The organism is Caldicoprobacter algeriensis (assembly GCF_023838525.1).
GTDB classification, from domain to species: domain Bacteria; phylum Bacillota; class Clostridia; order Caldicoprobacterales; family Caldicoprobacteraceae; genus Caldicoprobacter; species Caldicoprobacter algeriensis.
The window spans coordinates 92,243-116,895 of the sequence record NZ_JAHUQD010000002.1; the positions used below are offsets into that span (position 1 = coordinate 92,243).

Consider the following 24,653-nt stretch of genomic DNA (forward strand, 5'->3'; position numbering starts at 1 on the left):
TTATGCATAAAATAGAATATTTTTGGTGATAATTTTTATACTGGTATAGTATACTCTCCTCCTTCCTTTGCAAAATCTCAAAGAGCTTTCCAGGAATATCTTTTGTGGCAAAAACCAATATTTTACTGTCCTAATAAGTTTTTAACAACTTATATAACATAATTTTCTATTCTGCTGCCGTATATTATCAACAGCTGATTTAATACCTGGTCCCAATTACGATACCTCTGCGTCCATTTCTTCATTACATTTATGGACGCAAGATACAGCATCTTCTCAAGCGCACCGTCAGAAGGAAATACCGATGATGAATGGATACACCTTTTCAATCGGCCTGTTTTGCCATTCCTTTATCTCAGGTACTATCCTCTCAGTTATCTTACTTACCAGCTCAGCCGATACTTCTACTCCGTACAGTTCCTTGATTTGTTCGTGAATGTCTCTGGTGCTCATCCCTTTGGCATACAAAGAGATAACCTTTTCTTCAATGCCAGAAACATCTCTTGAGTATTTAGGTACTATTTTAGGATTGTATTCTCCTTTGCGGTCCCTTGGGATATTCAATTCAACTGGTCTCAGTTCACTACGTACAGTCTTAGAGCTATAGCCATTTCTGGTATTGTCAGAGTTGGCAGGCAGTTTTTCACCTTTAGAGTAACCAAGATGAACATCCATTTCTGCCTCCAGCATTTCTTGAAGGATATCCTTAAAGGAGTCCTTCAAGAATTTCATAATCTCTTGAGGAGTTTGAAAATTGTTTTCCTTAATTATTTCTCTTACCACTTCTTTTGGTAAAACACCCATAATAAAACGCTCCTTTCTGATTTTATGTTGTTAATTTTATCCAGAAAGGAGCTTTCTCATTCATCCATACACAAAATTTTGGACAGTCTCTTACAAATTCGTATACCTCTTCTCTACTGCTTACACATCTTCACCCATGCTTTTCAAAGCAATCGATACATCGGTATACGTGGCATAATCCAGTTTATCCTTAATTGATAACAAGTATTTTAACACTTCAATAGCTTTGTCTCTCTGCCCTATATCCTCCAAAAAAAGCGCATATCTATATCGCCCAAAGTACCAATCGGGCATATCCTCAAAAATTGATTCAAACTCTTTTTGCGCCTCCTCAATTCTACCCAGCCTTCCAAGAAAATCTGCCCTATCACAGCGCAATGTTCCTATTTCATCCCTCTCTTTTGAAAGAGGCAAAATTTTGTCTATTAGCTTTAGTCCATCCTCGGCAAACTTATCGGCATGATTTTGATAGAAAAACAGCAAATCCAGATAAGCATTCTTAATAAACCCTTCATCGTTTAAATTCCCTGCTGTAGCGGCATTCTCTTTAAGTACCATTAAAGCACCTTCTACATCATCCATTTCTTCTAAGAAATCAGCTATATGAGCTCTGTTCTCAAGCAACAACAGAGGATCATTTGAAGACACAGTTCTAAGATATTCTATTGATGCATACTTCCCCCCACCCAGAATAATCCTATCATCAATGGCTTTCATGTTTAAATTACCTATTATTGTTTTTATATTTTCAATCTTACTGAGACAACAACGCTTGTATTTGATCCCACTCCCGCAAGGACAGGGGTCATTCCTCCCGACTTTTTCCAAACTACGCCCCAACACATTTATATAATCCAAATAACCTTTTATATCAAACTGTGCATCTTCTTTGAATACTTTAAAGATAAAATTAGCTAATACAGAAGCTATCGTCATCCTAGCAGCATGGTGTGACATGCCCTTATCCATCAATCTTATCAAAGCATCTTTAACCTCAGGAGGATTATTAAGCAAAATTTGATTTTCAACTATGGATTCCAACAATATGTGCAATATAGGATTTACTCCGTTGATTTCGATAGGTCCTTCAATAAAAGGCCGTCGTTCCCATAAAATTTGCAGATCAGGATGGTCGTCTAGTACTCTCTTTACAGCTTGATCTTCCGTATACTCCATCAGTTTATCAATGCTATCCTTATTCATAAATATCCCCCTTCACTTAGCCTGGAAATATCACTCTATTTCCCACAGCACTTCTTATACTTTTTGCCGCTCCCACACGGACATGGTTCATTTCTCCCTACTTTAACCTCGCCGGAATAGATTTTATTCAGCTTTTCTCTAACCTTCCTCTCCTGAATTAGTTCATTAATAGCCTCTTTGAGCCGCTCTTCTAGCTCTTCCTCGAAAATTTTTAGTAAACTCTTTTCGTCCGATATAGTTTCTTTCGCCCTTTTCTTCTTCTCTTCAGCCTGCTTAATACCCTCATACCATTTATCCATATCAGGATGCCGCAGACCATGTACCACATGAAGGACGTAGGCAGATTCTTCAAGGTTGATAAAAAATCTGTCATAGCCATGCCATAGCAAAGTCAAAATCATGGGAATAGAGTCAACGGAAAAGAGCTTGGCCAATCCGTAAGCAAGATAGGTCTTTAACGTCACGTCCGTTTCCTTGGGAAAAAACTTCAGCATAAGCTCTTCGCTTTCCTTTATTTTTATTTTCGATAACGCTCCACTGGCGTATATTCTAAAATGAAACCCCTCATTCAAATACTCATTGCCAATGGCTTCCACCACTTCGGCTATACCAATCCTGACCAAAGCCTCTGCGGCACGTTCACAAAGAAAATCGCTGTTAATCTTAATGGTCTTTACTAGAAAATGTATTGACTCTTTTGATTTGAGTTCTCCGGCAAGAACGCTAAGATAAGTATCATCCCACCCGTTATACTCCTCAGGATAGTCGATTTGTATTTTTTCCAAGTATTTATCCATCGGAAAATCTTTGCGCCTGGCAAGCTCCTTTATTATAAGCTCACCGTAATTGTAATCAAACTCGCGGAAACCTTTGCCTAACCCCGATTGGCTGTATTCCCAAAGAGTCTCCCACAACTTTTCGGTATCCATAGAGGCAATCGAAAACCTTTTTTCCAAAATATCCATATACTTTTGCTCCCTCGGTCGAACATCGGGCAGCCTTTTCAAAAGCTCTAAATCAGCTTCCACAATTGTCCTGTCAACGTGAAAAACTATATTAGGATGAGACGGTTCTATCTCCCACAGCCTTTTTAGGGTTTCCTCATTGTGGGGAAGGTCCGGCATACTGCTCAATATGTCCAAAGCTTCTTCGTCATCAACCCCTTTGCTGTATAATTCCAGCATCATTTTTGTAACCTCTATGTCGCCGATACCACCTTCAGCAAAAAACTCCATTGCATACTTCCTTACAACTTTTTCCGGATGAAATATAAGGCTTTTTACTTCAGATTTATCAAGCATATTATACACCCTTTCTTTTAACGTTTAATTCACAACAAACATATCAGCTAGCAAAATCCCCTCCCAATGCTCACCACAGTCTCGCCGCCTATCCTATCCAACACAAATGCGCCATGGCTGTGCAGATCGGCAACACTAACATCTATAATAAAAGGGAAAAGCTCTTTAAACCTTTCCAGTTCCCAAACGCTGTGATACAGCTTGTCCCTACTTTTAAGAACTGCATATATAAGCAGAGAAATAACATCTTTATTTTTAACTTCCCTTTTAAGCACCCTATAAACCCCAGGTTTTACTTGTTCAAGTACACCGCACTCTCTCAGCGTCTTTATATTCTTAGGTATGGAATGCTTCAGAGTGCTTCTTTCACCCCATACTTCATATATCCTGCGTTTTATCTGAGATAGGGTTATTTCTTCCTGTATGTCTGACAACTTGCCTATAATAGCGCAAAGGTCCCTGAAAATGGGAAAGGCCAGAAGCATCATAGCCCAGTGTACTGCCAGGCGTTCAGAATTATTGCAGGTTTTAAATACTTCTAAAGCTCTGTCCCTTAAACCTTTGTTTTCATCAACTTCAAGCCATATCCTAGCTAAAATGCTTCTGGTTTTCAGAAGATTGGTACGGTCTTTTATGTAAGAAGACAAAAATTCCAAGAGTATATCTTTTGACTGTTTTTCATCCTGACATTGCAACAAAAATTCCACCGTCTTATCAAGCCATTCCGGCTTTATAGGCCTTGAGAAAACTACAGCTTTGCTCATAAACTCACATCCCCTTTATCCTTGCAAAAGGTACTATGACTTCTTCTATGCTCATTCCACCGTGACACACATAGCTTTGGCCTTTTATCCCAAATGCAGTATCCCTATCACATATTAAGTATCTGTATCCCTTGGGCATATATGTCCCCGGATACGTAAATACCTTGAATTTCTCTTCGACTTCCCCTGTAATGGCAAAGTCCTGGTAAACCCTAGCCCTTAAAGATGTCATTTCGGTCAAAACCCCATCATTTTTAGGCCTACCCTGCCCTATTGCCTCAACGTTGCCGTGGTCAGACGCAATGTAAACATCAAAACCTCTATTTATGAAGTTTCCAATAAGCTTTTTTAACTCGCCGCTACCTGCCCAGTGTGCTACACCCCAGTACATGCCTTTTTGCCCCTGCATCTGACCGTGCATGAGGTCATCAATAAAATTTACTATAATCCCAACAACTTTTATATTGTGCGGTAAATCCACTTCAATATCTCTTCCAAAATATACATCGCTTTCTCTATAGCCATTGGTTACCCAGTATTCTATCCACTGTTTCTCTTCATCTTTCAACGAAAAAGCGTCACTGTGGCTGATCGGCAGCTTCCCCGAAAAAATCGACTGCCTGGACACAGTGGTCACCGTGGGAATCATGGCAAAACAGCATACCGTTTCAATATCATACTCCAAATCCGGACAACTTGCAAGAATGGTAAGCCAATTTTCCAGTGACATCCCATCTATCACAATTAACGCAATTCTTTGGCTTTTTGACAGCATGTAATCGTTTATTTTGTGTACCATCACCGGCCCTTCTACGCTGGTGCTGGCGGATAATAGGCCATAATTTGCAAGCATCCATACCTTGAAAAGGCCATTTATTTTGGCACAAAGCTGCTTTACATCTCTACCTGAAAAACCCCCATCAACCATCAATCTAACCCTTGCCCAGTCCCTAGCAATCTCAAACCAATCCCTGTAGCTTAACTTCTCTCTTAAGGATCGTTCAATCCTACTGCATACTATATCCACAAACTCGTCAGCATTCTTCCTTGAAAACATCTCTTTTTCTATAAATTCTTTGGTAGCCTTAGCACCAAGTACGCCGCTGAAACAATTCTGGTAGGCTATATACAGCAAATCAAGGTCAATATGGCGGAACCTCTTCAATTCCACCGGATCTAGCCTTGGGAAAACCGAAGCATAATCTACAAAGACATTGTAATACCTCTTTCTTATGTCATACGGGACATATATTTTTTCATTCATCACGCGTATTATAACCTTGACGTCCTTGTTATCCCTCAACTTTAGCTCATAGAAATACCGAAACTCTTCTGGATCAGCATATTCTATTATTTGGAAGCCTTTATTGTGCGCGAATCTCAAGGCACCACTTCTCTCACAAAGGTCATCGTAATCAAACAGAAGTATCTGATTTTCATAATCCACAGCCATCTTTTCCAGAATATACTGACATAACAATCCCATCACTCCATAAAAGCTATAAATATAGGTTTCAAAGTAGGGCAAAGTTTGCTTTTGTAGGCATATTCAGCCTGAATCTCTTCTTTTTCCTTTTTCAACCGCTCAATCCTACGCCTTTTGATGTTTTCAATCCCTATCCTACTAGCCGCCTCCAGCCTCAAATCAAGAGCATATAGATATTTCTGGTATTGATTGGCGTTTTCTTCATCAAACCGCTTTTTCATTTCCAAAAATTGGTGATATGCAGCATCTTTCGCAATGCTCAATATCCTGTCAAACTCCTCATCACTTAGTTGCTTAACTCCCAATATCTCCATGGCTCTCCCCGGCTTTATCATCTCCTCCCATATCCTCTTTGCCGACACCGGACGAGCAACTCCATCAATATTTACGAAGATGGGAATAACGCATTTGTTCTTTATATCAGGACCCAAGCTTAACTCCCACAATGACCAATACCCTTTTTCATTGGGCAAGTCAGGAAGGTTTATCATCACAGCGCCATCAGCTTTATCCCAATAAAGGTCCCTCTTTATAATCTCGCTTACCTCCTGACTGTTAAGGCCAATATCTAGTTGTTCAAGCCTGACATCCTCACCTTTCCAGACCTTATAGTTTAAATACATATACCGCATCAATTCTTTCATATTGCAATCGCGTATACTAGATGCCAAAGCCAAATCAATCGTTTTTTCGGTTTTAATCAAATCGCGCACTTTTTGAGCCTGCTCGACCTGCTGCTTTATCTGCGCCTCCAGCTTTTCAACGTAATAATCAGCGTTTTGCGGTTCAGCAATGGTTTTTATATAGACATCGGTAAAATCCATATCGGCCAGTTGGCTGTCCAGAACATCCTCCATCTTGTCGATTCCCATCTGCTCAAGTATAACGGCCAGCTTTGTCTCAAGCACCTCCCGGACCCTGTTTTCAACCGTATCATCAAGTATGTAGTTAAATACCAGCACATCCCGGCTCTGCCCTATTCTGTCCACCCTGCCTATCCGCTGCTCTATCTTCATTGGATTCCAGGGCAAATCATAGTTTATAACCACGTTGGAAAATTGAAGGTTTATACCTTCTCCACCGGCATCGGTTGAAATGAGTATATCGCTTTGTGTTTTAAACTCCTCTATCACAGCGTTTCTTTCATCTATGTTCATGGAACCATTTAAGATTGAAACTCTGTATCCCCGGCGCTCTAAGAACTCTTTTAAAAATCTTTGGGTGGCTACAAATTCTGTGAATATTATCACCTTTCTTCCATTTTCTTCGATAAAAAGCCTGTCCAACAGCTCTATCAGGTGCTCGGCTTTGGCATCTATGAACTGGTGCTCGGCCTGTTTGGCCACCGCTAAAATTCCCTTAAGCTCGGCTATCTCAGCCTTTAAGTTGAGTGCCTTGGTCTGAAGCAAAACATCAAGCGCAGCCTCTGCGTCCATTTCGATCAGGTCATCCAAAGAGAGTTCAGATATCCTGGCTTCCTGGCTTTCGAGTATCGCTATGCGCCTCTCTATGCTATCGCGAATTGCTGCGGTACTACTGGTAACCAGCCTCTGCATGAGAATCATCAAAAAGCCTATGTAGTACTTTTTCTCCCTTATAGCTCTGTTGTATCCATGCCTCACGTATTCGGTTACCAGGTCGTACAGTTCTCTTTGTAGACTATGACGTTTTTCCCACTTTATGTGTATTGCCTTTGTTATCCTGTTCTTAAAAAGCCTGTTCCCCTCGTGGTCAACCGCTTCCCGCTTTTCAGTACGTATCACATACGGTGCAACCTGCTCTTTGACTATGGCTCGCTGGTCCGGAAATACCTTTTCATCTAGCAGCCGCATCAAACGCAAGAACGGCTCGGCCTTGCCCGAATGCGGCGTGGCAGTAAGTAAAAGAAGGTAAGGGCTGGTTTTTGCCAATAGCTTTGCTAGTTTATACCTTGCCACATCGCTGGAACTACCAGCCACTCGGTGCGCCTCGTCGATGACAATCAAGTCCCATCCGCTGTTTATAATGGAATAGACCCTCTCATTGTTATACCGTTCTATCTTTTCTCTGTCCCAACCTGCTCGCCGCTCCAGCGGCTTTATCGAATCCATAGGGCTTATTACCTGGTCAAAAGCCTCATATATGTTTGAAACGCCGTGCAGCCTTTTTATAGCGTCATGGTCCTCGGGCAAGATTATGTTAAAATGCTCGCCAAACTTATCCTTCATCTCAACGTACCACTGCGTTACCAATCCTTTAGGACACACTATTAGTATTCTCTTTATCATTCCTCTCTCTTTTAGCTCCTTAATAATAAGGCCGGCTTCGATGGTCTTTCCCAACCCTACCTCATCTGCCAGCAAATACCTTATCCTGTTAGCTGACAACGCCCTTTTAACGGCATAGAGCTGGTGTGGAAGAGGCAGCAGTTTTTCACTTAAATTTGAAAATATACCTTTGGCCAGAGCATCCTTAACCCTGGCCAGGGAGGTGATGTATCTTATAAAGGCTTCAGAACAATAATCTTTATTCAACTCTTCCAGATAATCTGCAGCTACCTGATATACATTTCCAACAGCAGGGTCGTAAACCTTGTACGACACATACCCCCACAGCTCATTTCTTTCTATAACCTGCACCCTGCTTTTCCTTACCGAATCAAAGGCCCACCGCCCCACACCAATCATCAAACTTTTACCCCTCCAGCTTGCTGAGCGCATTGTCATAGTACATGAGCACTGCCGGGTCTTCCTGCACAACGCTTTCAGGCAGCCTTCTCGCTACCTTGACGATGGTAGCGAAATCCCTATCTTTCCAGCACTTTTCAAAGCCAGCCCGAACGGCCTCCATCCTGAACACCTTCAGCTTGCCGGTACCCTTGGTATATTCCTCAAATTCCTTGAGCAATCTCTTTTGCCTCAGCTTCACCAGGTCAGAAGCTTTGTTGAGGTCCGGTACATACCATCTACCCTCTTCATCCTGCAGAAAATTCTCCTCAAGTATTTCTCTTAATTCTGGCATCTTTTCATACCTCTGCTGGTGCAGCTCCTTTATAAACTTGGGCTGTATCTCTTGATAGGTCTGAGGAGTTGACAGCTCTCGATAAAGCCACTGTATAGCGCTCTTTTCATCGGTAATGATAAGCGAAAGCTGAACGTTATCCAAATCCATCCTAAGCCTTTTTTCGTCATATTGGTTGACCTGGTCGGGCAAAAAGTACATTCCATCGCGCTCGATAAATCTCTCTTCCAACCCTTTATAAAACTCGGATGCATCCATAGGTACGGGAATGCCGTTTACAACATGGTAGGCAACCATGCGGTCAAAAAGCATATAGGCCTGCCTTTCGGCTACTACTTCCAGCTTGCCGTTGTTTTCGATGACCACCGGAAGCTGTTCAAGGTGCTGGCGCACAAACTCCCACACCGCTTCTTCACTGCCGGCATTTTCAAGAAAACGGCGCTTGAAGCTCTCCCTGGGCTTGTATGCTGAAATGATCAGGTCTTGTTTGACTGCCGAGCTGGTTGTAACCTGCTTGAAACTCCCTTGCTTCTTATCAAGTGTGCGCACATCGGCAACCACAAAACCCGCCCTAAGCAGCGCCTCCTGGATGGCATTCCACACCGCATTGGACGAATTGTGGAACTCCACCGTCATCCAGCGACCCGGCTTCAATATGCGATAGCACTCGGCAAAACACCTCTCCATCAACTCCTGATACTCCGCCAACCCCTTCTTCTGTACCTTGTTTACAACGGCCTCGGGTTTGTTGTTCGTGAAAACCTTAAGCCAAGCTTCCCACAAGAAATTGAGCTCGGAATACATGAGGTTGCTGCCAAAGGGTGGATCGGTGAAAATGTAGTCGATGGTGTTTGAGGGTATATTGCATATTTGAGTTAATGATTGAGTGGTAACATAAATCAAATTATCTTTTGAAAATAATAATGTTTCTTTTAATACTTTTAATTTCAATTCTTTTATCCCGTTAATAATATTTTTTTCGATTGGCAATGAACTTAAATACAAGGTACCTGATTGATTACCTGTTAAAATAGGTTTGTTATTATTAGATTTAAATATTATTCTAGACATTTTTGTGCTATGAGTTAAATCATATGATTCTATCAAGAATTCTATAATCCTTCTATTTTTAGCTAAAACTTGCATTTTATGGCGTAACAAGCTCAAAGCAGCCAAATTCCTCTTCGTATAAAAATGATGCACATGCGTTATGCCATGGGATTTTTTAGGCTGTTCAGTATTATATCCTTCTGGCATCCTATCAGTAGGATACCAATACGGTATGTCCATCTCTTCAATCCTCTTAAGCAGCCCAAAGTCAAAAGCATCGGGCTTTTTCTCATACCGCTTCTTGCCAACAGAATAGTTTATCAGCACAGGCACCTGCTTAGCAAAGGTACAGGTTTGCTTAAGCACCCTGTCGTACACCGTCTCCTGTGCTCTGTCGCAGTCGGTTTTTTTAAGCTCGCTTAAGCAGTGCGGGCAGCGGAAGCGCTCCGATACCTTACCCTTTTCCTTATCCACTGCCACATCCCAGAATACGAATTCCTTAGAGCAGTGCGGACAGACAAACACATCCGACCATACAACGTAGTTTATCTTTCCTTTTATGGGGTTCCCATCAAGCCCTTTTACCACGTTGCCCTCTTCATCGGTATGGAGCGTCTCGTACATCCATCTACATTCCTTTTCGCATTCATCTAGTATCCTCTTGGCCTCTTTTTCAAACTCCGCAACATCCACCGGCAGGTTGTAGTTTGCTGCTATAAACGTAGCGGCGGGCGATAGATCGTTCAGTATGACCTTCCTTGCACCCCATTTGACGTAAGGCATCTCCTTCTCAATCTGCATCTTAAAAGCCGGGTCGGGATTTCCACACATCTGGGCGGCCACACCTGTCATACCAGTACCGCAAAAACCGTCAAATACAATATCTCCGGGATCGGTATAGTGAAGTATATAGCGCATTATGGCCTTATAGGGAACTTTGGTGTGGTAGCTGTGAGCGTTGTAAATGGGGTCATTCTTCCCCTCGCTTACGTCGGCTGCAAACGGCTCCCTGTGATATGTGTCGGTAGCCTCATCATAGGGCTTCCCGTGCTGCTTTATGAAATCCTCAATAAATGGATTGGGGCAAGCTGTATAATAAGGAGGCTGGGACAGGGCAATTATATCCTCATCCCTGCCAATTGGGAAACCCTCTATATGCCTTACGCTGTCCAAATGCTCCTTTGTAAGCTTCATACATCAGCCCTCCTGTATATCTCTATCCCATCCCTTTCTATGCTTTTTTTTAAGTCATCATTCTCCAAACTGTTTACATCAACCACATCGACCTTGTATATCCCGGCTGCACGGTCGATATCGTCGATAAGGCCGGGACAAGCTCGGCCATCAGTATATATGGCAATGTCAATATCCGAGTTATAACGGTAGTCACCCCTGGCTCTTGAACCGAATATGACTGCTCTCTTTACAGCTTTATGTTTGTCTATCGCTGATACGATTTTTTCGATTATACGCTCTTCAAGACCAAATCTCATTGCTCTATCTCCCTGCTTATTGCTTCTTTTAATTTGCTCATGGCTGGATAATATCTATTTTTCACCTTTTCATAAACACGTCTGGCCGTGCTTTGATCGTAGGTATGTGAGGTAAGATTCCTGTCGTCCAGCATCTCAAGCCACACGTCCCCCTCATCGATCAAGCCGGCAGTAAAAGCCTCCTTAAAAGCCTGCCTCGGCGTTTTAACATCCGCTATGCCGCTGTAAGACATATAAGCCTTAATGAGCTTCCAGGAAAGCTCGTATGTGAACTCAAACCTCTGTATAACTGCATCCAAAACGATATCGTCAGATTGGTCCCTTTCCAGCGCTTCTTTTAGCCGGTTTAAAGCTTTTGAAAAATCCTCAAGCTTTTCCCTTAACCTCTGTATATCCATAAGCACAGGCCTCCATTTTTACTTCTTTACGATAATCCTCAACTTGCCTTTATCTCTCCCTTTGCTCCAATCCTTCACAAGGCTCTCAAACTTTTTTATTATATCATCAACGGTGCATGGTCCCCATGATGCCATGACTTCTGTCAAATCAGAGGCACTCACTTCAACCTTGTCAAGGCCCTCAAGCAATGTATTCACCGCATCCACAAAGTTATCATCCACCACATCCGGAAGTTCCCGCTTTGCCAGAAATTCTTCTATCAGCCTGCGCTGAGCAACATCGAGGTACTGAATATCTTTGGCCACCAGCGGGTCCTCTATACTTGCAAGAATAATCCGCCTCCATTCCTCTTTCAGCTGTTCCAGCCTTTCTTCAATGGCTTCCAGCCTGCCCTTAACCGGCCTTTCCTTATCAGCGGGCTTAAAGTTGCAGTGTGGGCAAAAATGATTTTTCTTAAGCTCGGTTGGAGATAGCTCATAACACACTTTTAATGAAGCCAACTCAACGTCGATTATGTTATCAAGCTTACTTACATCAAGGATTCCCTCGATTTTTCTGAGCTTCCTCAAGTTTGCCAACGTCCTGCTTTGCAGTAACTCCTCTTTTTTCTTGCTGTCATTCAATCCCAAACGATATCTATCATGAAGTTCCATATAATAGGTGATGTATTCTTCTTTCAGCTTGCTCAGCCTGCTATTTAACTCAGAGATAAGGTCATCACCGGGCAAATCCCTAAGCTGGTCCCTTATCTTCAAAAACTTCTGCTTTTCGGCCTTTATCCTATCAAGCCATTTTTCGTCATCCAGTATGAGCTCCACCTTGCTGAAGTACTCTACATTGGTAGAACAACTATTCTTGAAAAACTCATACCTCTCCACTATTTCAATGATGTTTATTCCTTCCGCAATATCTTCCAGCTTCTCAACGGTATAATCAAAATTTTTCAGCTTCGCAGGCGTGTTAAACCTGCTGATAACCGAGTTTCCAAAATTCCGAACCAACTCTATTTTGTTTATATAATGTTTCATTATGTTATCAGGTATTAGAAGCTCGCCCCACAAAGCAAAATTCTCATTGAGCAGTTCCTTTGCATGCAGCACCCTATCCAAAACATGCTTTATTCTCTCTAAAAGCTTGCTTACCGCTTCCTCCCATGTGTTCGGATTGACGATGAGCCCTTCAGGTAGGCACAGGATGCCGAACAATTTTTTAAGCTCGGCCATTGCCGGAGTCTTTGGCTTGCCCACATGTTTGAAATAGTACAGGTCAATGAAGTTTGCACTAGCCATATTCTCCAAGTTTGAGGCATCATAGCGCACGTTGTTACCCGCCAAGATGGTCACATGTCCGCTGTAAACCAGCGCCGCCAGTATGAGCACTATCCATTCCCGGTCCAGCTTAAACTCCCTGTCATAATATACATCTTCATATGGATTTTCAAATATATCGGAAGCATTCAAAACCGCTCCGGATGGCAGGCTGTTCATCTTTTTGATGAAGTAACTGGCGTACATGGACCTCTCTGGTTTTATCTTGGTGCCTTCCAAAAGCCCAAAACTATCAAGCAGGTTGGCTCCATCCTGCGTGTATTTCCCGGCAATGTAATCCAAGCCCCTATGGAGCACCTCACGGTAGTTCTCCCTCGTTATCTTCACCTTAAACTTAGGATACAAGGAATATTTTTCGGCAAAATACTCGGAAAGCAGTACCGAAGCCGTGGTATCGATAATCTCCTTAAAGGTCTTATCGTTAAGGCGGCGTCCGTGGAGTACCTCCACAATCTGCCTGTTTATACCTTTGTATGTAACGGTGAAGCATGAAAGCTTGTGGGCGTCCAGCCACCGCAGAGCAGCCCGCCTGTGTTCCTCAGCCTTCTTGGCATACACCTTTTTGCTATCGGCCTGGCCGGATAGCTGTTCCATCTCCTTTGCGCCTGCAAAAAGCCTTAAATGCTCCCCAAACTCCTTATCGCCTTTAAACCTGAAAAACACCTCATCATCCTTTTTCTCATCAACCGCCGTTAACTGCCCGTAAGGCGGCAAAAAATACACATAAAAATCCCTGGGCGGCTGTGCGGTAGGCCGCTCATTCGACTCACCCATAAATAAGTATCCGCTTCTGTAGATATTTCTACCTTCCCAGTTTATGAAGTATTCGTAAATCCGGTGGCCATTTACGTACTCCGTCGCCTGCCAGTCAAGCATATCATATATAATCGCAAAGAAATACCTGTTAAGGTGAGAGTCATGGAGCGTACTAGCCCTTTGCTCTATCTTTGCGTCATAATCTATGTCCTTTTTCAGGTCAAGGAAGTACTGCTCATTGTCCTTGTTGTATTCTATAAACTGGCCGCTTACCGTCTCCATAATGGCTTTCATTACCGACTGGATGGTCGATAATAGGAACTCCTCATCCTTAACCGGCATGTCTATGTACAAGCACAGGTCATCCTTTAAGTTTTGCTCGGTAAGCCCTGCCCTGACATCCAAGCCACCTGTGGTAAGCCTGTGCACACTTAAAGCGTAAATAATCCTTATGGCCAGGGGTTTATATATAGCCTTAGCAGTAAACGATCTGTTGATTATATCCTCCAGCACGCTGCTTTTTTCCAGCACCTCTTTAATCTCGGGCTCTGCCTTTTTGGCCATGTTCTCCTTTATGTACTTCCAATAGGAATCATAAGATTTAATTCCGGGCTGGTCCTCCGGAACCTCTTGATCTACTATCTCCTTCACTGTAGCTGATATGGTTTTGAGTATCTCGCGCTTTTCAGCCAGGTACACCCGCTGGAAGGTCTCGATATAGGCTGGGTGTATGGGGAAAAGCTCTACAAATTCTTCCAGGCGTTCAGCCATGTTTTTATAGAGGCTGCAAAACTTCTTAAGGTGTTCCCTTATCCATGCCTTTTGCTCCGGAGTCTTTTTAAGTATTCGTTCGGATACCACATATGCGATATCCTCCCTACGAATGATGGCCTGCTCATACCTATCCTTTACCTTGAGCAGGGTGCTTGCCACAAAGCTAAAGCTTGGGCTTTCAAACAGCGACTCCTGCACCCCACATATAACCCTGAATCTGGAATTTTTTATAAACTCACCCAGTTCTCTTAAAAAAGAAAGGTCATGCATAAGCTCCATCTCGGTGCGGCTCTTTAAATAGTCCAGAAGCTCGTCGATTACAAGAAGATAACCTTTAGACCCGTAAACCGCTTCAAACTTTTCCATCATCTCGTTGAGCGCCTGCTTATTGCTGGTTATGGTATCAGCAGGCGGAAAGGTGTAATATATACCACGCCTTGCCAGGTCCTTCTCAAGCTCGCTAGTTATTATATTCCGCAGAGAAGTCTTGACGGCCCCGATCTCGACTCGCAGCACTTCAAATCTTCCTGCCAGAGGGCGCATATACTCAGCAAATTTCTTATTCTTTAAATATTTTAAGTTGTTGGCGTCCTGAGCAATGGCAGATATAACCGACATGAGGTGGGATTTGCCCGTACCGTAATTGCCTACCAGAAACACGCCTTTGTTATCGATCACCTCGTCCAGACTAAGCTGGGACAAAATCTTCTCATTGATCATATCCGCCATGTCGTCCGACATCACGTAGGTTTCAACCAGTCTGGCGGCTTTAGAGGAATCATCAGCATCCTTTATCTGAATGACTGTCTCAATAGGATCAAAATTTATAAGTTGACCATATTTCATAATAGGCCGTACCCCCTATTTCGTAATGCACGACACCCCATAATTTCTAATTTCATATCTGTGAAAATCCGGACAATCCGGTTTTGCATAAGTCAGCATGCCATCCTCATACTCACCAGCCCATATCACCAAAAGCCTTTTGTTCTTCCCTGCCAGCTGCAAAGTCCTTATGACATCAAGCGAATACTCGGGAGAAAATAAAACATCTATGTTTTCCAGCACGATACTTTTTGAAGGCTCTTTCTTCACAGTATTTATAACTATATCGGCAACCATTTTCTTCCTTTGTTCTTTAGGAAGCCTGCATAGCTGCTCTGACACCACAAGCCCAAGATTTATCCACTTCCAATTTGAAAAGAAGCTCTTCACCAGCTCTTTATCAACACAGGCAATCATCACATTGCCAGCATTTGAAGTATAACCTTGGGCAACTTGTTTTAAACTCAACTGGTCATTCACGTATTCCATCTTCAGTCCGCCTTATCTTCTAATTTGATAAGCAACCACACAATTGACCTTAAGTAGAATTATACTATATTTCCCATCAATTGTGAATAAATCGTAAAATACAATACCAGTTAACTTTTTTACCTACCACCTGGTTTTCTGAGACAAAATACGTTAAAATAGTAATAAAAGGCAAGGGAAAAAATAACAGCGATGTTGACATAGCAATACTATTTGATGATGAAAAATGCACAATATACCAATTTAACAGAATGCTTGAAATAACTGGAGAACTGGAAGAGTTACTAAACACTAAAGCGAATATAGTAGACTTAAAAAGCACTGATCCGTTTTTCTATCATCAAATAATGCTTAACATAATATTACTGATAGATAATAATACTGATAAACGGAATAGCTTTCGAAGTAAAAAAAACGCAGGGAATATTTAGATATGCATCCTTTTTATAAGTTGTACTATTCCTGTGCTCTAAAACTGTTAGAAAAGAAACAGATGGACATGTACCATGGCTGAAAAATCAGTAATTACCAGGAAACCGGCATGCTCGGATGAATATTGCAGGGGCCTTGAGGAGGATATCGCATATGAAAAAACTGCTCTTCATAATCCTTATAGTCCTTTTGTTCGTGATTATTTGTCAAAAAAGCCCATCGGATAAAAAAACTTCAAATATGAATTCAAATGTTTCAGATAAAAGCCTTGATGAGCAAAATTCCTCTACAAGCACATCCGTTACCAATCCAAATAACCAGCAGCATAGTACAAGCTTAATTATAAACCCAAGTGGAAGAACGATAGAGGATAGAATCAACCTTCCGAAAGGATTTGAACGCATAAAAGTAGAAGAAGGCTCATTTGGACACTATTTGAGGACCCTGCCCTTAAAGCCCCACGGCTCTAAAGTTAAATATTATGACGGTAGGGAAAAGGGACACAACGTATATGAAGCGGTCATAGATATGGATATAGGTGATAAAGACCTGCAACAATGTGCCGACGCGGTAATCCGGTTAAGAGCCGAGTATTTATACAAGCACAAGCAGTACGATAGAATACACTTCAACTTCACCAATGGCTTTAACGCCCAATTCGTAAAGTGGGCGCAGGGATACAGGATATCAGTATCCGGCAATAAAGTAAGCTGGGTTAAGTCTTTTACCTATTCTGACGATTACAGCACTTTCAGCAAATACCTGGACATGGTGTTCTCCTATGCGGGCACCCTGTCTTTAGCTGAAGAAATGAAGCCCGTGATGCTAGAGGATATGGAAATTGGCGATGTATTCATCCAGGGAGGCAGTCCAGGGCACTGTGCTATAGTGGTGGATATGGCTGTGCACCCGCAAACAGGGGAGAAGCTTTTTATGCTGGCTCAAAGCTACATGCCTGCACAGGACATCCACATTCTAAAAAATCCCCAGGACCCGCAAATCAGCCCGTGGTATTCCATTGAATTTGGCGATACATTGATCACGCCCGAATGGACATTTAAGAAAACCGACCTCAAGCGTTTTTCAAATTGAAATTTCCTCCAGCACCCTCTCATGAATCTCAAGCGCTTTCCTATCCCACAGGACAAACCTGATTACCTTGACCGATTTAAGCGAAGGAACCAGCTCCAATATCGCCTTAAACGCTACTCTGGCTGCTTCCTCCATGGGATATCCGAATATGCCGGTGGAAATGGCAGGAAAAGCTATCGAGGTTATGCCGTGCTGTTCAGCTAGCTTCAGCGCGTTCCTATAGCAGTCGGCCAGCAGCTTGTCGGAAGGCTGGTCAACGCCATATACCGGCCCCAAACAGTGGATGACGTAGCGGTTGGGCAGATTGTACCCGCCGGTTATCACGGCCTGGCCGGGCTTTATGGGCGCCAGGCGCCTACACTCCTCCGCAAGGCCCGGTCCCGCTGCGCGGTGAATGGCACCTGCCACGCCTCCTCCGGGCATGAGCTGAGCATTGGCCGCATTCACTATGGCATCAAAACCTTCCTGTTTGGTTATATCCCCCTGAACGCACTCAATCTTCACGCCGTGTATGACTTTTCCCATAGACGTATCCCTCCAACAAAAAGTATTGTCAATATTTCTGTACGTACAAAACAACCAGTGTTATTACGTTTTCGCTTCCATCACTACAATACCATTAATATCCAGTAAAGCGCAGTAACAAATTCCTACACCCCTTATGAAGAGATTATATTTCAAGTGCATCCAAAGAAATTACGACAGCATGATAAATAAAGCCATCAAACACGCTACTTGGCGTACTTGTCAATGAGCTCCATTATCTCATTTACCTTTTCTTCGCCATGGCCTTCGGTGAAGGCCTGCCTGACGCAGTGCTTTATATGCTGGTCTATTATCTTCAAGTTTGCCTTTCTGAGCAAAGCCTGTACCGCTAGTATCTGCTTGGATATATCGACGCAATAGCGGTCGTCCTCCACCATCTTGATTATACCATCGATCTGCCCTCTTGATGTCTTCAGAAGGTTAAGAACCTGCCTCCTCGTATTGTCATCCATAATGCTCACTCCCGTACCAGTCAATCAAATACATTTTACCACATTTTATGCCATTTATGATATCTTGCCATTTAATTTTCTATTGACTTTTTTAATTGCATAGAGTATTCTATAAATAAATTGTAAACTATGGAGGTGTTTGAAGTTGACAATTAGAACCGTAGTACAAGCTGCCTTGCTGGCAACCATCACAGCCGTCTTGGCCCAGATTGCCATACCTCTTCCAGGAGGTGTTCCCTTTACTCTCCAGGTCTTCGGAGTTTTTTTAGGCATATTTTTGCTAGGCAAAAAGGCATTTTGGGGAATGCTTACATATTTGCTCCTGGGAGCTATAGGACTGCCGGTGTTTGCTCATGCTCAAGGAGGTATAGGCATCATACTAGGACCAACGGGCGGATACATTGTAGGGTTCGTCATAAGCGGACTGGTTGGCGGATACATTGTAGAACTCGCCAAATTCAGTTTAAAAGGTAAGATTTTAGGGCTGCTGGTTTCTCTAGTCATAATATATTTCACCGGAACAGTGCAGTTGGCTTTTACAACCAAATCATCCATAGGTGAAGCTTTGGCAGTCGGTACCTTGCCCTTCATTCCCTTCGACATACTAAAAGGTGTTATAGCCATCGTTTTGTCAAAATACATAGACAGGGCACTACCCAGGGCAGGTGTTAATATCAATGGTTAGCCTAAGGGCGCATCACCTTCTATGCTTTCTGGGATTTCGCGGTTTGGGTTACAACCACCGGTTTGTTCAAAACTTTTCTCGTATTCGAGCCCAAATTCTCGGGAGCCCTGAGCTTATACTTAAACTTGAAGTTCACGCAGACGATATCTGCAAAAGTTGTCCTAAATTACACAATGGCATTTGTATTAATAATGATAAGGTAAGAAAAAAGGACGAATTTATAATTGACTTTTTAACCACCGATGAAATTGCTGTAAAAAACGCCTACCAAAGGATAAAAGCCTTGAAAGAAGAGAAATTCAAAAACTTGTGTCAAAACTGTGAGTGGTACGGCTTGGGCTTCTGCCTTAAGGGGTTCCGCAAGATGAAACAAAATGAAAACTGAATCTTTAACCCGTAAGCTGGAGAGACCCTCCGAGCTTACGGGTTACAATAAACCGATGCCAGCAAAAATAAATCGATAATAAACTTACGTAAAAAACTATTCTATCTTCACAACCTCATATCCTGCTTCTTCTATAACATTCTTTATTTCACCGTCATCGATTTGGCGGTCTGCTTCAACAATGGCATATTTGCCCTTTAAATCCACGTCAACCGTTTTCACGCCGGGTATTTCCCTGAGCGCCTCAGTAACGTGGTTTACGCAGTGCTGGCAGGACATCCCTTCGATAAATATCTTCTTTCCCATAAAAACACCCCCTTTCTAAAATTTTCTACCCCAATCTTTGATCATTTTTAATCTTTTTGCTCTATGCTTTGATGATCCCCAAATCCAGCATAATCCTCAAAGCAAGCACTACATTGAATGGCCTACCGAAAATAATGCGTATCAATCCAGTCTGGGTTTAAACCTCTTGAGCCTCAAGGCGTTTGTCACAACCGATACCGAGCTTAATGCCATGGCCAATGCCGCTATCATGGGATTCAGCAAAGGCCCGCCGAACAGGTGCAAAACTCCAGCGGCTATGGGAATACCGGCGGTGTTGTACGCGAAGGCCCAAAACAGGTTCTGCTTAATATTTCTGATAGTCGCTTTGCTGAGCTGTATTGCCGCCGGTACATCCATCAAATCGCTCTTCATAAGCACAATATCGGCCGATTCCATGGCCACATCAGTACCCGACCCTATAGCGATCCCTACATCTGCTTGCACCAGAGCCGGAGCGTCATTGATGCCGTCACCCACCATTGCAACCTTCCTGCCCTGTTCCTGAAGCCTTTTGACTTCGTTGGCTTTATCCTGAGGCAGCACCTCGGCCAGCACCATGTCTATACCCACCTGCTTTGCTATGGCCTGAGCTGTTCGAGCGTTATCCCCGGTTATCATTACCACCTTTATGCCCATTTTGTGAAGCTGTTCTACTGCTTTTCTGCTCGTAGGCTTTATGACGTCGGATACCGCTATGATGCCGGCAAGCTTACCATCCACAGCAACAAACATGGGCGTCTTGCCCCCTTCGGCCAGCCTGTCGTACTCCTGCTGAAGCGTAATCCCGACATTCCTATCCTCCATAAGCTTCCTGTTGCCCAAAAGGACCTGCTTGCCCTGGGTGACTACCTCGATGCCCTGACCCGGGATGGCTTCAAAGCTTTCTACCCAAGCAAGCTCCATGTTCCTCTCCCTGGCGCTTCTTACAATGGCCTCACCCAGGGGATGCTCGGACGCTACTTCGGCCGAAGCCGACAGGCGCAGCAGTTCGTCCTGGCTGATAAAACCGCTTGTTATAATATCGGTCACCTTCGGTTTGCCTTCGGTGATGGTACCGGTCTTATCCAGCACAACCGTATCTATCCTGTGCGCCATTTCAAGCGCCTCACCACTTTTAATCAGTATACCATATTCGGCGCCTTTGCCAGTACCCACCATGATGGCGGTGGGAGTTGCAAGGCCAAGAGCGCACGGGCAGGCTATCACCAACACCGATATGAATATCGTGAGGGCGAAGATGGCCGATTCACCGGCCAGAATCCAGGCCACGGCCGCGACAACCGCAATGGCGATGACCACCGGCACAAAGTATCCGGATATGACATCGGCCAGCTTGGCTATGGGCGCCTTGGAGCCCTGTGCTTCCTCCACCAGCTTTATAATCTGGGCTAAAACGGTATCCTTGCCTACTTTTGTGGCCTTCATCTTTATGGTACCGTTCTTGTTTATACTGCCCCCTACCACTTTGCTGCCGGTAACCTTCTCCACCGGAATGCTCTCGCCGGTCAGCATGGACTCATCCACCGAGGTCCTCCCCTCTATAACTTCCCCGTCAACCGGAATCCTGTCCCCCGGCCTCACAAGCAGTATATCCCCAACTTCGACTTCTTCGACCGGGATCGTCAATTCCTTGTCCTCGTGTATAACCACCGCTGTCCTGGGCGAAAGGTCCATAAGCCTTCTTATGGCTTCGGAAGTCTTGCCCTTGGCGATGGACTCCAGATACCTGCCGAGCAAGATCAAGGTGATTATAACGCCGGCCGATTCGAAATACAGGTTCATGGCATATTCAGTATGCCCGGTGGCTATCCTGAATATGGCATAAACGCCGTACACAAACGCCGCGCTGGTACCTACCGCTATCAACGAATCCATATTGGGGTGACGCCTTATCAGGTTGCCAAACCCTACAGTATAAAATCTATAGCCCGCAACCACAATAGGGAGGGTAAGCAGCAGCTGAACCATAGAAAAATTCAAGGGATGCATATCAGGCATGATAACCTCGGGCAGCGGCAGCCCCAGCATGTGTCCCATGGCGATGTACAGAAGCGGCACCGCAAATATTATGGATACTAGCAACCTGGTCCTCAAATCCTTAAGCTCCCTTTGGCGGCGCAACTTTTCCTGATCGACCCGCTGCTCCCCGTCTTCCGCCTCCAGCGGTTTATACCCGGCCTTGATGATGGCCTGTTTTATTTCCGACAACCGTACCATAGCAGGATTATATACTACCCTAGCCTTTTCTGTGGCCAGATTGACGCTTGCCTCGTCAACGCCAGGTAACCTCTTTATGGCCCTTTCAACCGCCTTTGCACAGGCAGCACACGTCATCCCACCTATGGGAATGCTTACCTCTCTCCTGCTGGGCTCCTCATCTTCCTGCACTCCATATCCGGCCTTTTCAACCGCCTCTTTTATCCTGCTCAAATCCACTTTGCCTTCATCAAACTCCACCGTCAGCTTTTCGGTGGCAAAATTCACGCTGGCCGACTTTACGCCATCTACTTTGCCGACGCTTCTCTCTACGGCCCTTGCGCATGCCGTGCACGTCATTCCAGTAATGCTGAAAGTCCGTTTTGCCATATCTTATTCCACCTCTTTTATATTTTTCCTCTTTTGATTCGGTTGTGATTCCAACCAAATCATCATTGTGACCGTTTCATAATTCGTAGCATAATTATGACCATCTCATGATTCATAACATACCTACCTGTGGCCGTATCGTGATTGGCAACATAATTATAATAATTACAACCATTTCGTGATTCGTAACATAATTATGACCGCTTCATGATTTCTAACATAACCTCAGAACCTTAAGTTACCCTACCCTACCTAGGGTGGGGTTGCAGTATAATCATAACCCTTGGCTCTCACATTTGTCAATATACTAATTCGATAAGGAATCATCAAGTCCTCAATTTTATTAAGAATTATATCAAAAAGAGCTGCTCCAACAACCATTGGAGCAACCCTTATCACCTATTTATAAATTTTTCTCCCGTGTATATCATCGATACCGGTTTTTCTATAAAAATAAGTGTTGACTACATCTCGCCACTCAATTGCGTTTTTGATCTGCATCTCCAATCTTTCAAGGACCAAGTCAAATATCTCATCATCAACCTTTCCTTTGAGGGTTAGCCATTTTTCCTTTAAGCCCTCGGCTTCTTCCGTTCCTTCAAAATGGGTATCGTATATGTGCTGAATCACCGTTTTACCGGATTTTAATTTATGGGTATACGGCACATGGTGGAAAAACAGCAGTAGCTCATCGGGGCAGGTCTCTATGTTCTCGTACATGCTGGCTACCGGTTCCCTGTACTGGGCGGTATAGCCGGTACCGGTAGCTACCGTCCTATCAACGCCAATCCCCTGCCAATCAGCATAGTGATAGGTACCCCAGTGCGAATACTCGTATCCATCTACATTTGGGCCATAATGATGCCCGGGATTTACCATCCATCCTATCCCCAGTGGTGCCGTATATTTCTCATAAATATCCCTGGAAGTCATCAGCATGGACACTATTGTGTCTACAACTTGTTTATCGTTGCCGAAAGTCAACTTTACCCATTCTTCGGCTATCTCCTGAGCAGATAGATCAGGGTTCCATCCCAATCGCCCAAACCCGTATAAGTTAGCCTGTGCCAGCGGATGGCCGGTCCAGCATTTGCTGTCTCCAATATTCGAAACACCTACTACGCCCCCGTATTTCATCCCAAAAAGCGAACCGCTGACAACCTTGCTGACCGTTGACCCCTGCCCCTTTGCATAAGTATCAAAATCCAGCACCTCTTTCCACATAGTAACGAGATAACACAGGTCCTTTTGCTGACCCGTATACTCTTGAGTAATTTGAAATTCTACAGCAACGTTGGTCTTTTCCATGGCACCAAACAGCGGAGAAACCGGCTCCCTTATCTGAAAATCCATTGGGCCATTTTTAATCTGTACAATTACGTTGTCCAAAAACTTTCCATCCAGCGGTTTGAAGTTATCATATGCAGCTTTAGCTCTATCCACACTGCGGTCTCTCCAGTCAACCTGGCAATTGTATACAAAAGCCCTCCAGAAAACCACACCGCCGTGAGGTTTCAAAGCCTCGGCCAGCATGTTTGCCCCCTCGGCATGATTCCTGCCGTAAGTGAAAGGTCCCGGCCTGAATTCCGAATCGGCTTTGACAACAAAACCACCAAAATCGGGAATGTATCTATAGACATTGTCAGCTACATCCCTCCACCACTTTTTGACCGACTCATCCAGGGGATCAGCGGTGGGCAAGCCACCTATCTCCACTGGAGCAGCAAAATTTATGCTCAAATACAGCCTTATCCCGTACTGCCTGAATACATCAGCTATTCTTGCCACATCAGGCAAGAATTCGTCGGTTATAAGACGTGTCTCTACCTGATGTACATTGACATTGTTGATGGCAACTCCATTTACACCAACAGATGCCAGAAGCCGTGCATAGTCCTTAACCCTGCTCAAATCGCTGACAATCCTGTTATCCTTAAAAAATATGGATTTACCGGCATATCCCCTTTCTATATCGCCGTTCATATTATCCCAGTGATTTATAACCCTCAAAGGGTTACGCGGGGCATCAATGCCCTGCACCTGGGCAAGCGATTTTCCACAACACATCGACCTTAAAAGATGAAATACCCCGTACAACGCCCCTTTTTCGTTTTTCCCTATCACGGCCAGCACATTTCTGCCATTGCGCTCAAATCTTTGCACAATGAATCCATCCTCAGGCAAATCGCTGTGGTTTACCCAAGGCATTTCAGCGTCCATATCATCCCAGGTACCTACAAATATACAGTCGGAATCAGGATAAGACTCCTCTACCTTAGGGGATTGTCCGGTAAATATGATAAATGCCAACTTAAGTTCTTCAATAGCCGCATTTATAATGGAATGCTTGCTTCTGGCTACAATACAGTTACAAAAACTTCTATATTCTTTATCAAAATTATCAGGCAAATACCTGTAATTTAACCAGCATTCATAAACCCTGCTTTTGTTTAAACCCACTGCCTATCACTCCATT

Annotated in this window: 20 protein-coding genes and 1 pseudogene; 4 read left to right on the plus strand and 17 right to left on the minus strand. The window is 43.7% G+C overall.

The features are described from left to right. Positions 1–306: 306 nt before the first annotated feature. The 11 genes and pseudogenes from KVG29_RS01690 to brxF form a co-directional block, all read right to left on the minus strand. Positions 307–804: pseudogene (locus KVG29_RS01690) on the minus strand (transposase); the annotation flags it as partial. Positions 805–924: 120 nt separating this feature from the next. Then, a complete protein-coding gene (locus KVG29_RS01695; protein ID WP_252226002.1) occupies positions 925–2,007 on the minus strand; it encodes a DUF1841 family protein in 1,083 nt (360 codons plus the stop codon). 35 nt (positions 2,008–2,042) lie between these two features. Beyond that, positions 2,043–3,308: an SEC-C metal-binding domain-containing protein gene (locus KVG29_RS12355; protein ID WP_276576336.1), complete on the minus strand. Its 1,266-nt coding sequence runs from the start codon at positions 3,306–3,308 to the stop codon at positions 2,043–2,045. 47 nt (positions 3,309–3,355) lie between these two features. After that, a complete protein-coding gene (locus tag KVG29_RS01705) occupies positions 3,356–4,072 on the minus strand; it encodes a hypothetical protein (RefSeq protein ID WP_252226003.1) in 717 nt (238 codons plus the stop codon). Positions 4,073–4,076: 4 nt separating this feature from the next. Continuing rightward, positions 4,077–5,600 carry a BREX-3 system phosphatase PglZ gene (gene pglZ / locus KVG29_RS01710; RefSeq protein ID WP_252226004.1) on the minus strand — a complete coding sequence of 508 codons (1,524 nt, stop codon included), beginning with the start codon at positions 5,598–5,600 and terminating at the stop codon, positions 4,077–4,079. After that, complete coding sequence (locus tag KVG29_RS01715; protein ID WP_252226199.1) at positions 5,558–8,224, minus strand: DEAD/DEAH box helicase; 2,667 nt, start codon at positions 8,222–8,224, stop codon at positions 5,558–5,560. The genes pglZ and KVG29_RS01715 overlap by 43 nt, the downstream gene beginning before the upstream one ends. 7 nt (positions 8,225–8,231) lie before the next feature. Beyond that, positions 8,232–10,802: a DNA methyltransferase gene (locus KVG29_RS01720; protein WP_252226006.1), complete on the minus strand. Its 2,571-nt coding sequence runs from the start codon at positions 10,800–10,802 to the stop codon at positions 8,232–8,234. Continuing rightward, positions 10,799–11,101, minus strand: coding sequence for a nucleotidyltransferase family protein (locus KVG29_RS01725; RefSeq protein ID WP_252226008.1), 303 nt, complete (start codon positions 11,099–11,101; stop codon positions 10,799–10,801). The genes KVG29_RS01720 and KVG29_RS01725 overlap by 4 nt, the downstream gene beginning before the upstream one ends. Next, positions 11,098–11,499, minus strand: coding sequence for a nucleotidyltransferase substrate binding protein (locus KVG29_RS01730; protein WP_252226010.1), 402 nt, complete (start codon positions 11,497–11,499; stop codon positions 11,098–11,100). Before KVG29_RS01730 ends, KVG29_RS01725 begins: the two co-directional genes overlap by 4 nt. Before the next feature lie 18 nt (positions 11,500–11,517). Beyond that, entirely contained in the window at positions 11,518–15,204 is a 3,687-nt protein-coding gene (locus tag KVG29_RS01735; protein ID WP_252226012.1) for a DUF6079 family protein, read from the minus strand. 15 nt (positions 15,205–15,219) lie between these two features. Beyond that, entirely contained in the window at positions 15,220–15,672 is a 453-nt protein-coding gene (brxF, locus tag KVG29_RS01740; RefSeq protein ID WP_252226014.1) for a BREX-3 system P-loop-containing protein BrxF, read from the minus strand. A gap of 164 nt (positions 15,673–15,836) precedes the next feature. Between brxF and KVG29_RS12550 the strand changes: the two genes are divergently transcribed. Together KVG29_RS12550 and KVG29_RS01745 are read left to right on the plus strand one after the other, a co-directional pair. After that, positions 15,837–16,103, plus strand: a complete 267-nt coding sequence (locus KVG29_RS12550) for a nucleotidyltransferase family protein (RefSeq protein ID WP_420840514.1) — start codon at positions 15,837–15,839, stop codon at positions 16,101–16,103. A 154-nt stretch (positions 16,104–16,257) separates the two neighbouring features. Then, positions 16,258–17,196: a DUF4846 domain-containing protein gene (locus tag KVG29_RS01745; RefSeq protein ID WP_252226016.1), complete on the plus strand. Its 939-nt coding sequence runs from the start codon at positions 16,258–16,260 to the stop codon at positions 17,194–17,196. Here KVG29_RS01745 and KVG29_RS01750 read toward each other — a convergent pair. Both KVG29_RS01750 and KVG29_RS01755 read right to left on the minus strand, forming a co-directional pair. Beyond that, positions 17,188–17,721, minus strand: a complete 534-nt coding sequence (locus KVG29_RS01750; RefSeq protein ID WP_252226017.1) for an O-acetyl-ADP-ribose deacetylase — start codon at positions 17,719–17,721, stop codon at positions 17,188–17,190. The genes KVG29_RS01745 and KVG29_RS01750 overlap by 9 nt on opposite strands. Before the next feature lie 206 nt (positions 17,722–17,927). After that, entirely contained in the window at positions 17,928–18,194 is a 267-nt protein-coding gene (locus KVG29_RS01755) for a metal-sensing transcriptional repressor (protein WP_252226019.1), read from the minus strand. Between the two features lie 145 nt (positions 18,195–18,339). Here KVG29_RS01755 and KVG29_RS01760 point away from each other — a divergent pair, with 145 nt between their 5' ends. Both KVG29_RS01760 and KVG29_RS12555 read left to right on the plus strand, forming a co-directional pair. Then, a complete protein-coding gene (locus KVG29_RS01760) occupies positions 18,340–18,879 on the plus strand; it encodes a biotin transporter BioY (RefSeq protein ID WP_252226021.1) in 540 nt (179 codons plus the stop codon). Next, a complete protein-coding gene (locus KVG29_RS12555) occupies positions 18,872–19,264 on the plus strand; it encodes a DUF1284 domain-containing protein (RefSeq protein WP_420840509.1) in 393 nt (130 codons plus the stop codon). The genes KVG29_RS01760 and KVG29_RS12555 overlap by 8 nt, the downstream gene beginning before the upstream one ends. Positions 19,265–19,360: 96 nt before the next feature. Here KVG29_RS12555 and KVG29_RS01765 read toward each other — a convergent pair whose 3' ends face one another. The 4 genes from KVG29_RS01765 to KVG29_RS01780 form a co-directional block, all read right to left on the minus strand. Next, positions 19,361–19,570 (minus strand): heavy-metal-associated domain-containing protein, encoded by a 210-nt coding sequence (locus KVG29_RS01765; RefSeq protein WP_252226022.1) that lies wholly within the window; start codon positions 19,568–19,570, stop codon positions 19,361–19,363. 141 nt (positions 19,571–19,711) lie between these two features. Beyond that, positions 19,712–22,177: a heavy metal translocating P-type ATPase gene (locus KVG29_RS01770; protein WP_252226024.1), complete on the minus strand. Its 2,466-nt coding sequence runs from the start codon at positions 22,175–22,177 to the stop codon at positions 19,712–19,714. 252 nt (positions 22,178–22,429) lie between these two features. After that, on the minus strand, positions 22,430–22,576 hold the full coding sequence (locus tag KVG29_RS01775; RefSeq protein ID WP_252226026.1) for a hypothetical protein: 147 nt from the start codon (positions 22,574–22,576) through the stop codon (positions 22,430–22,432). Further along, positions 22,577–24,637, minus strand: coding sequence for an alpha-glucuronidase family glycosyl hydrolase (locus KVG29_RS01780; RefSeq protein ID WP_252226028.1), 2,061 nt, complete (start codon positions 24,635–24,637; stop codon positions 22,577–22,579). Between the last annotated feature and the right edge of the window lie 16 nt (positions 24,638–24,653).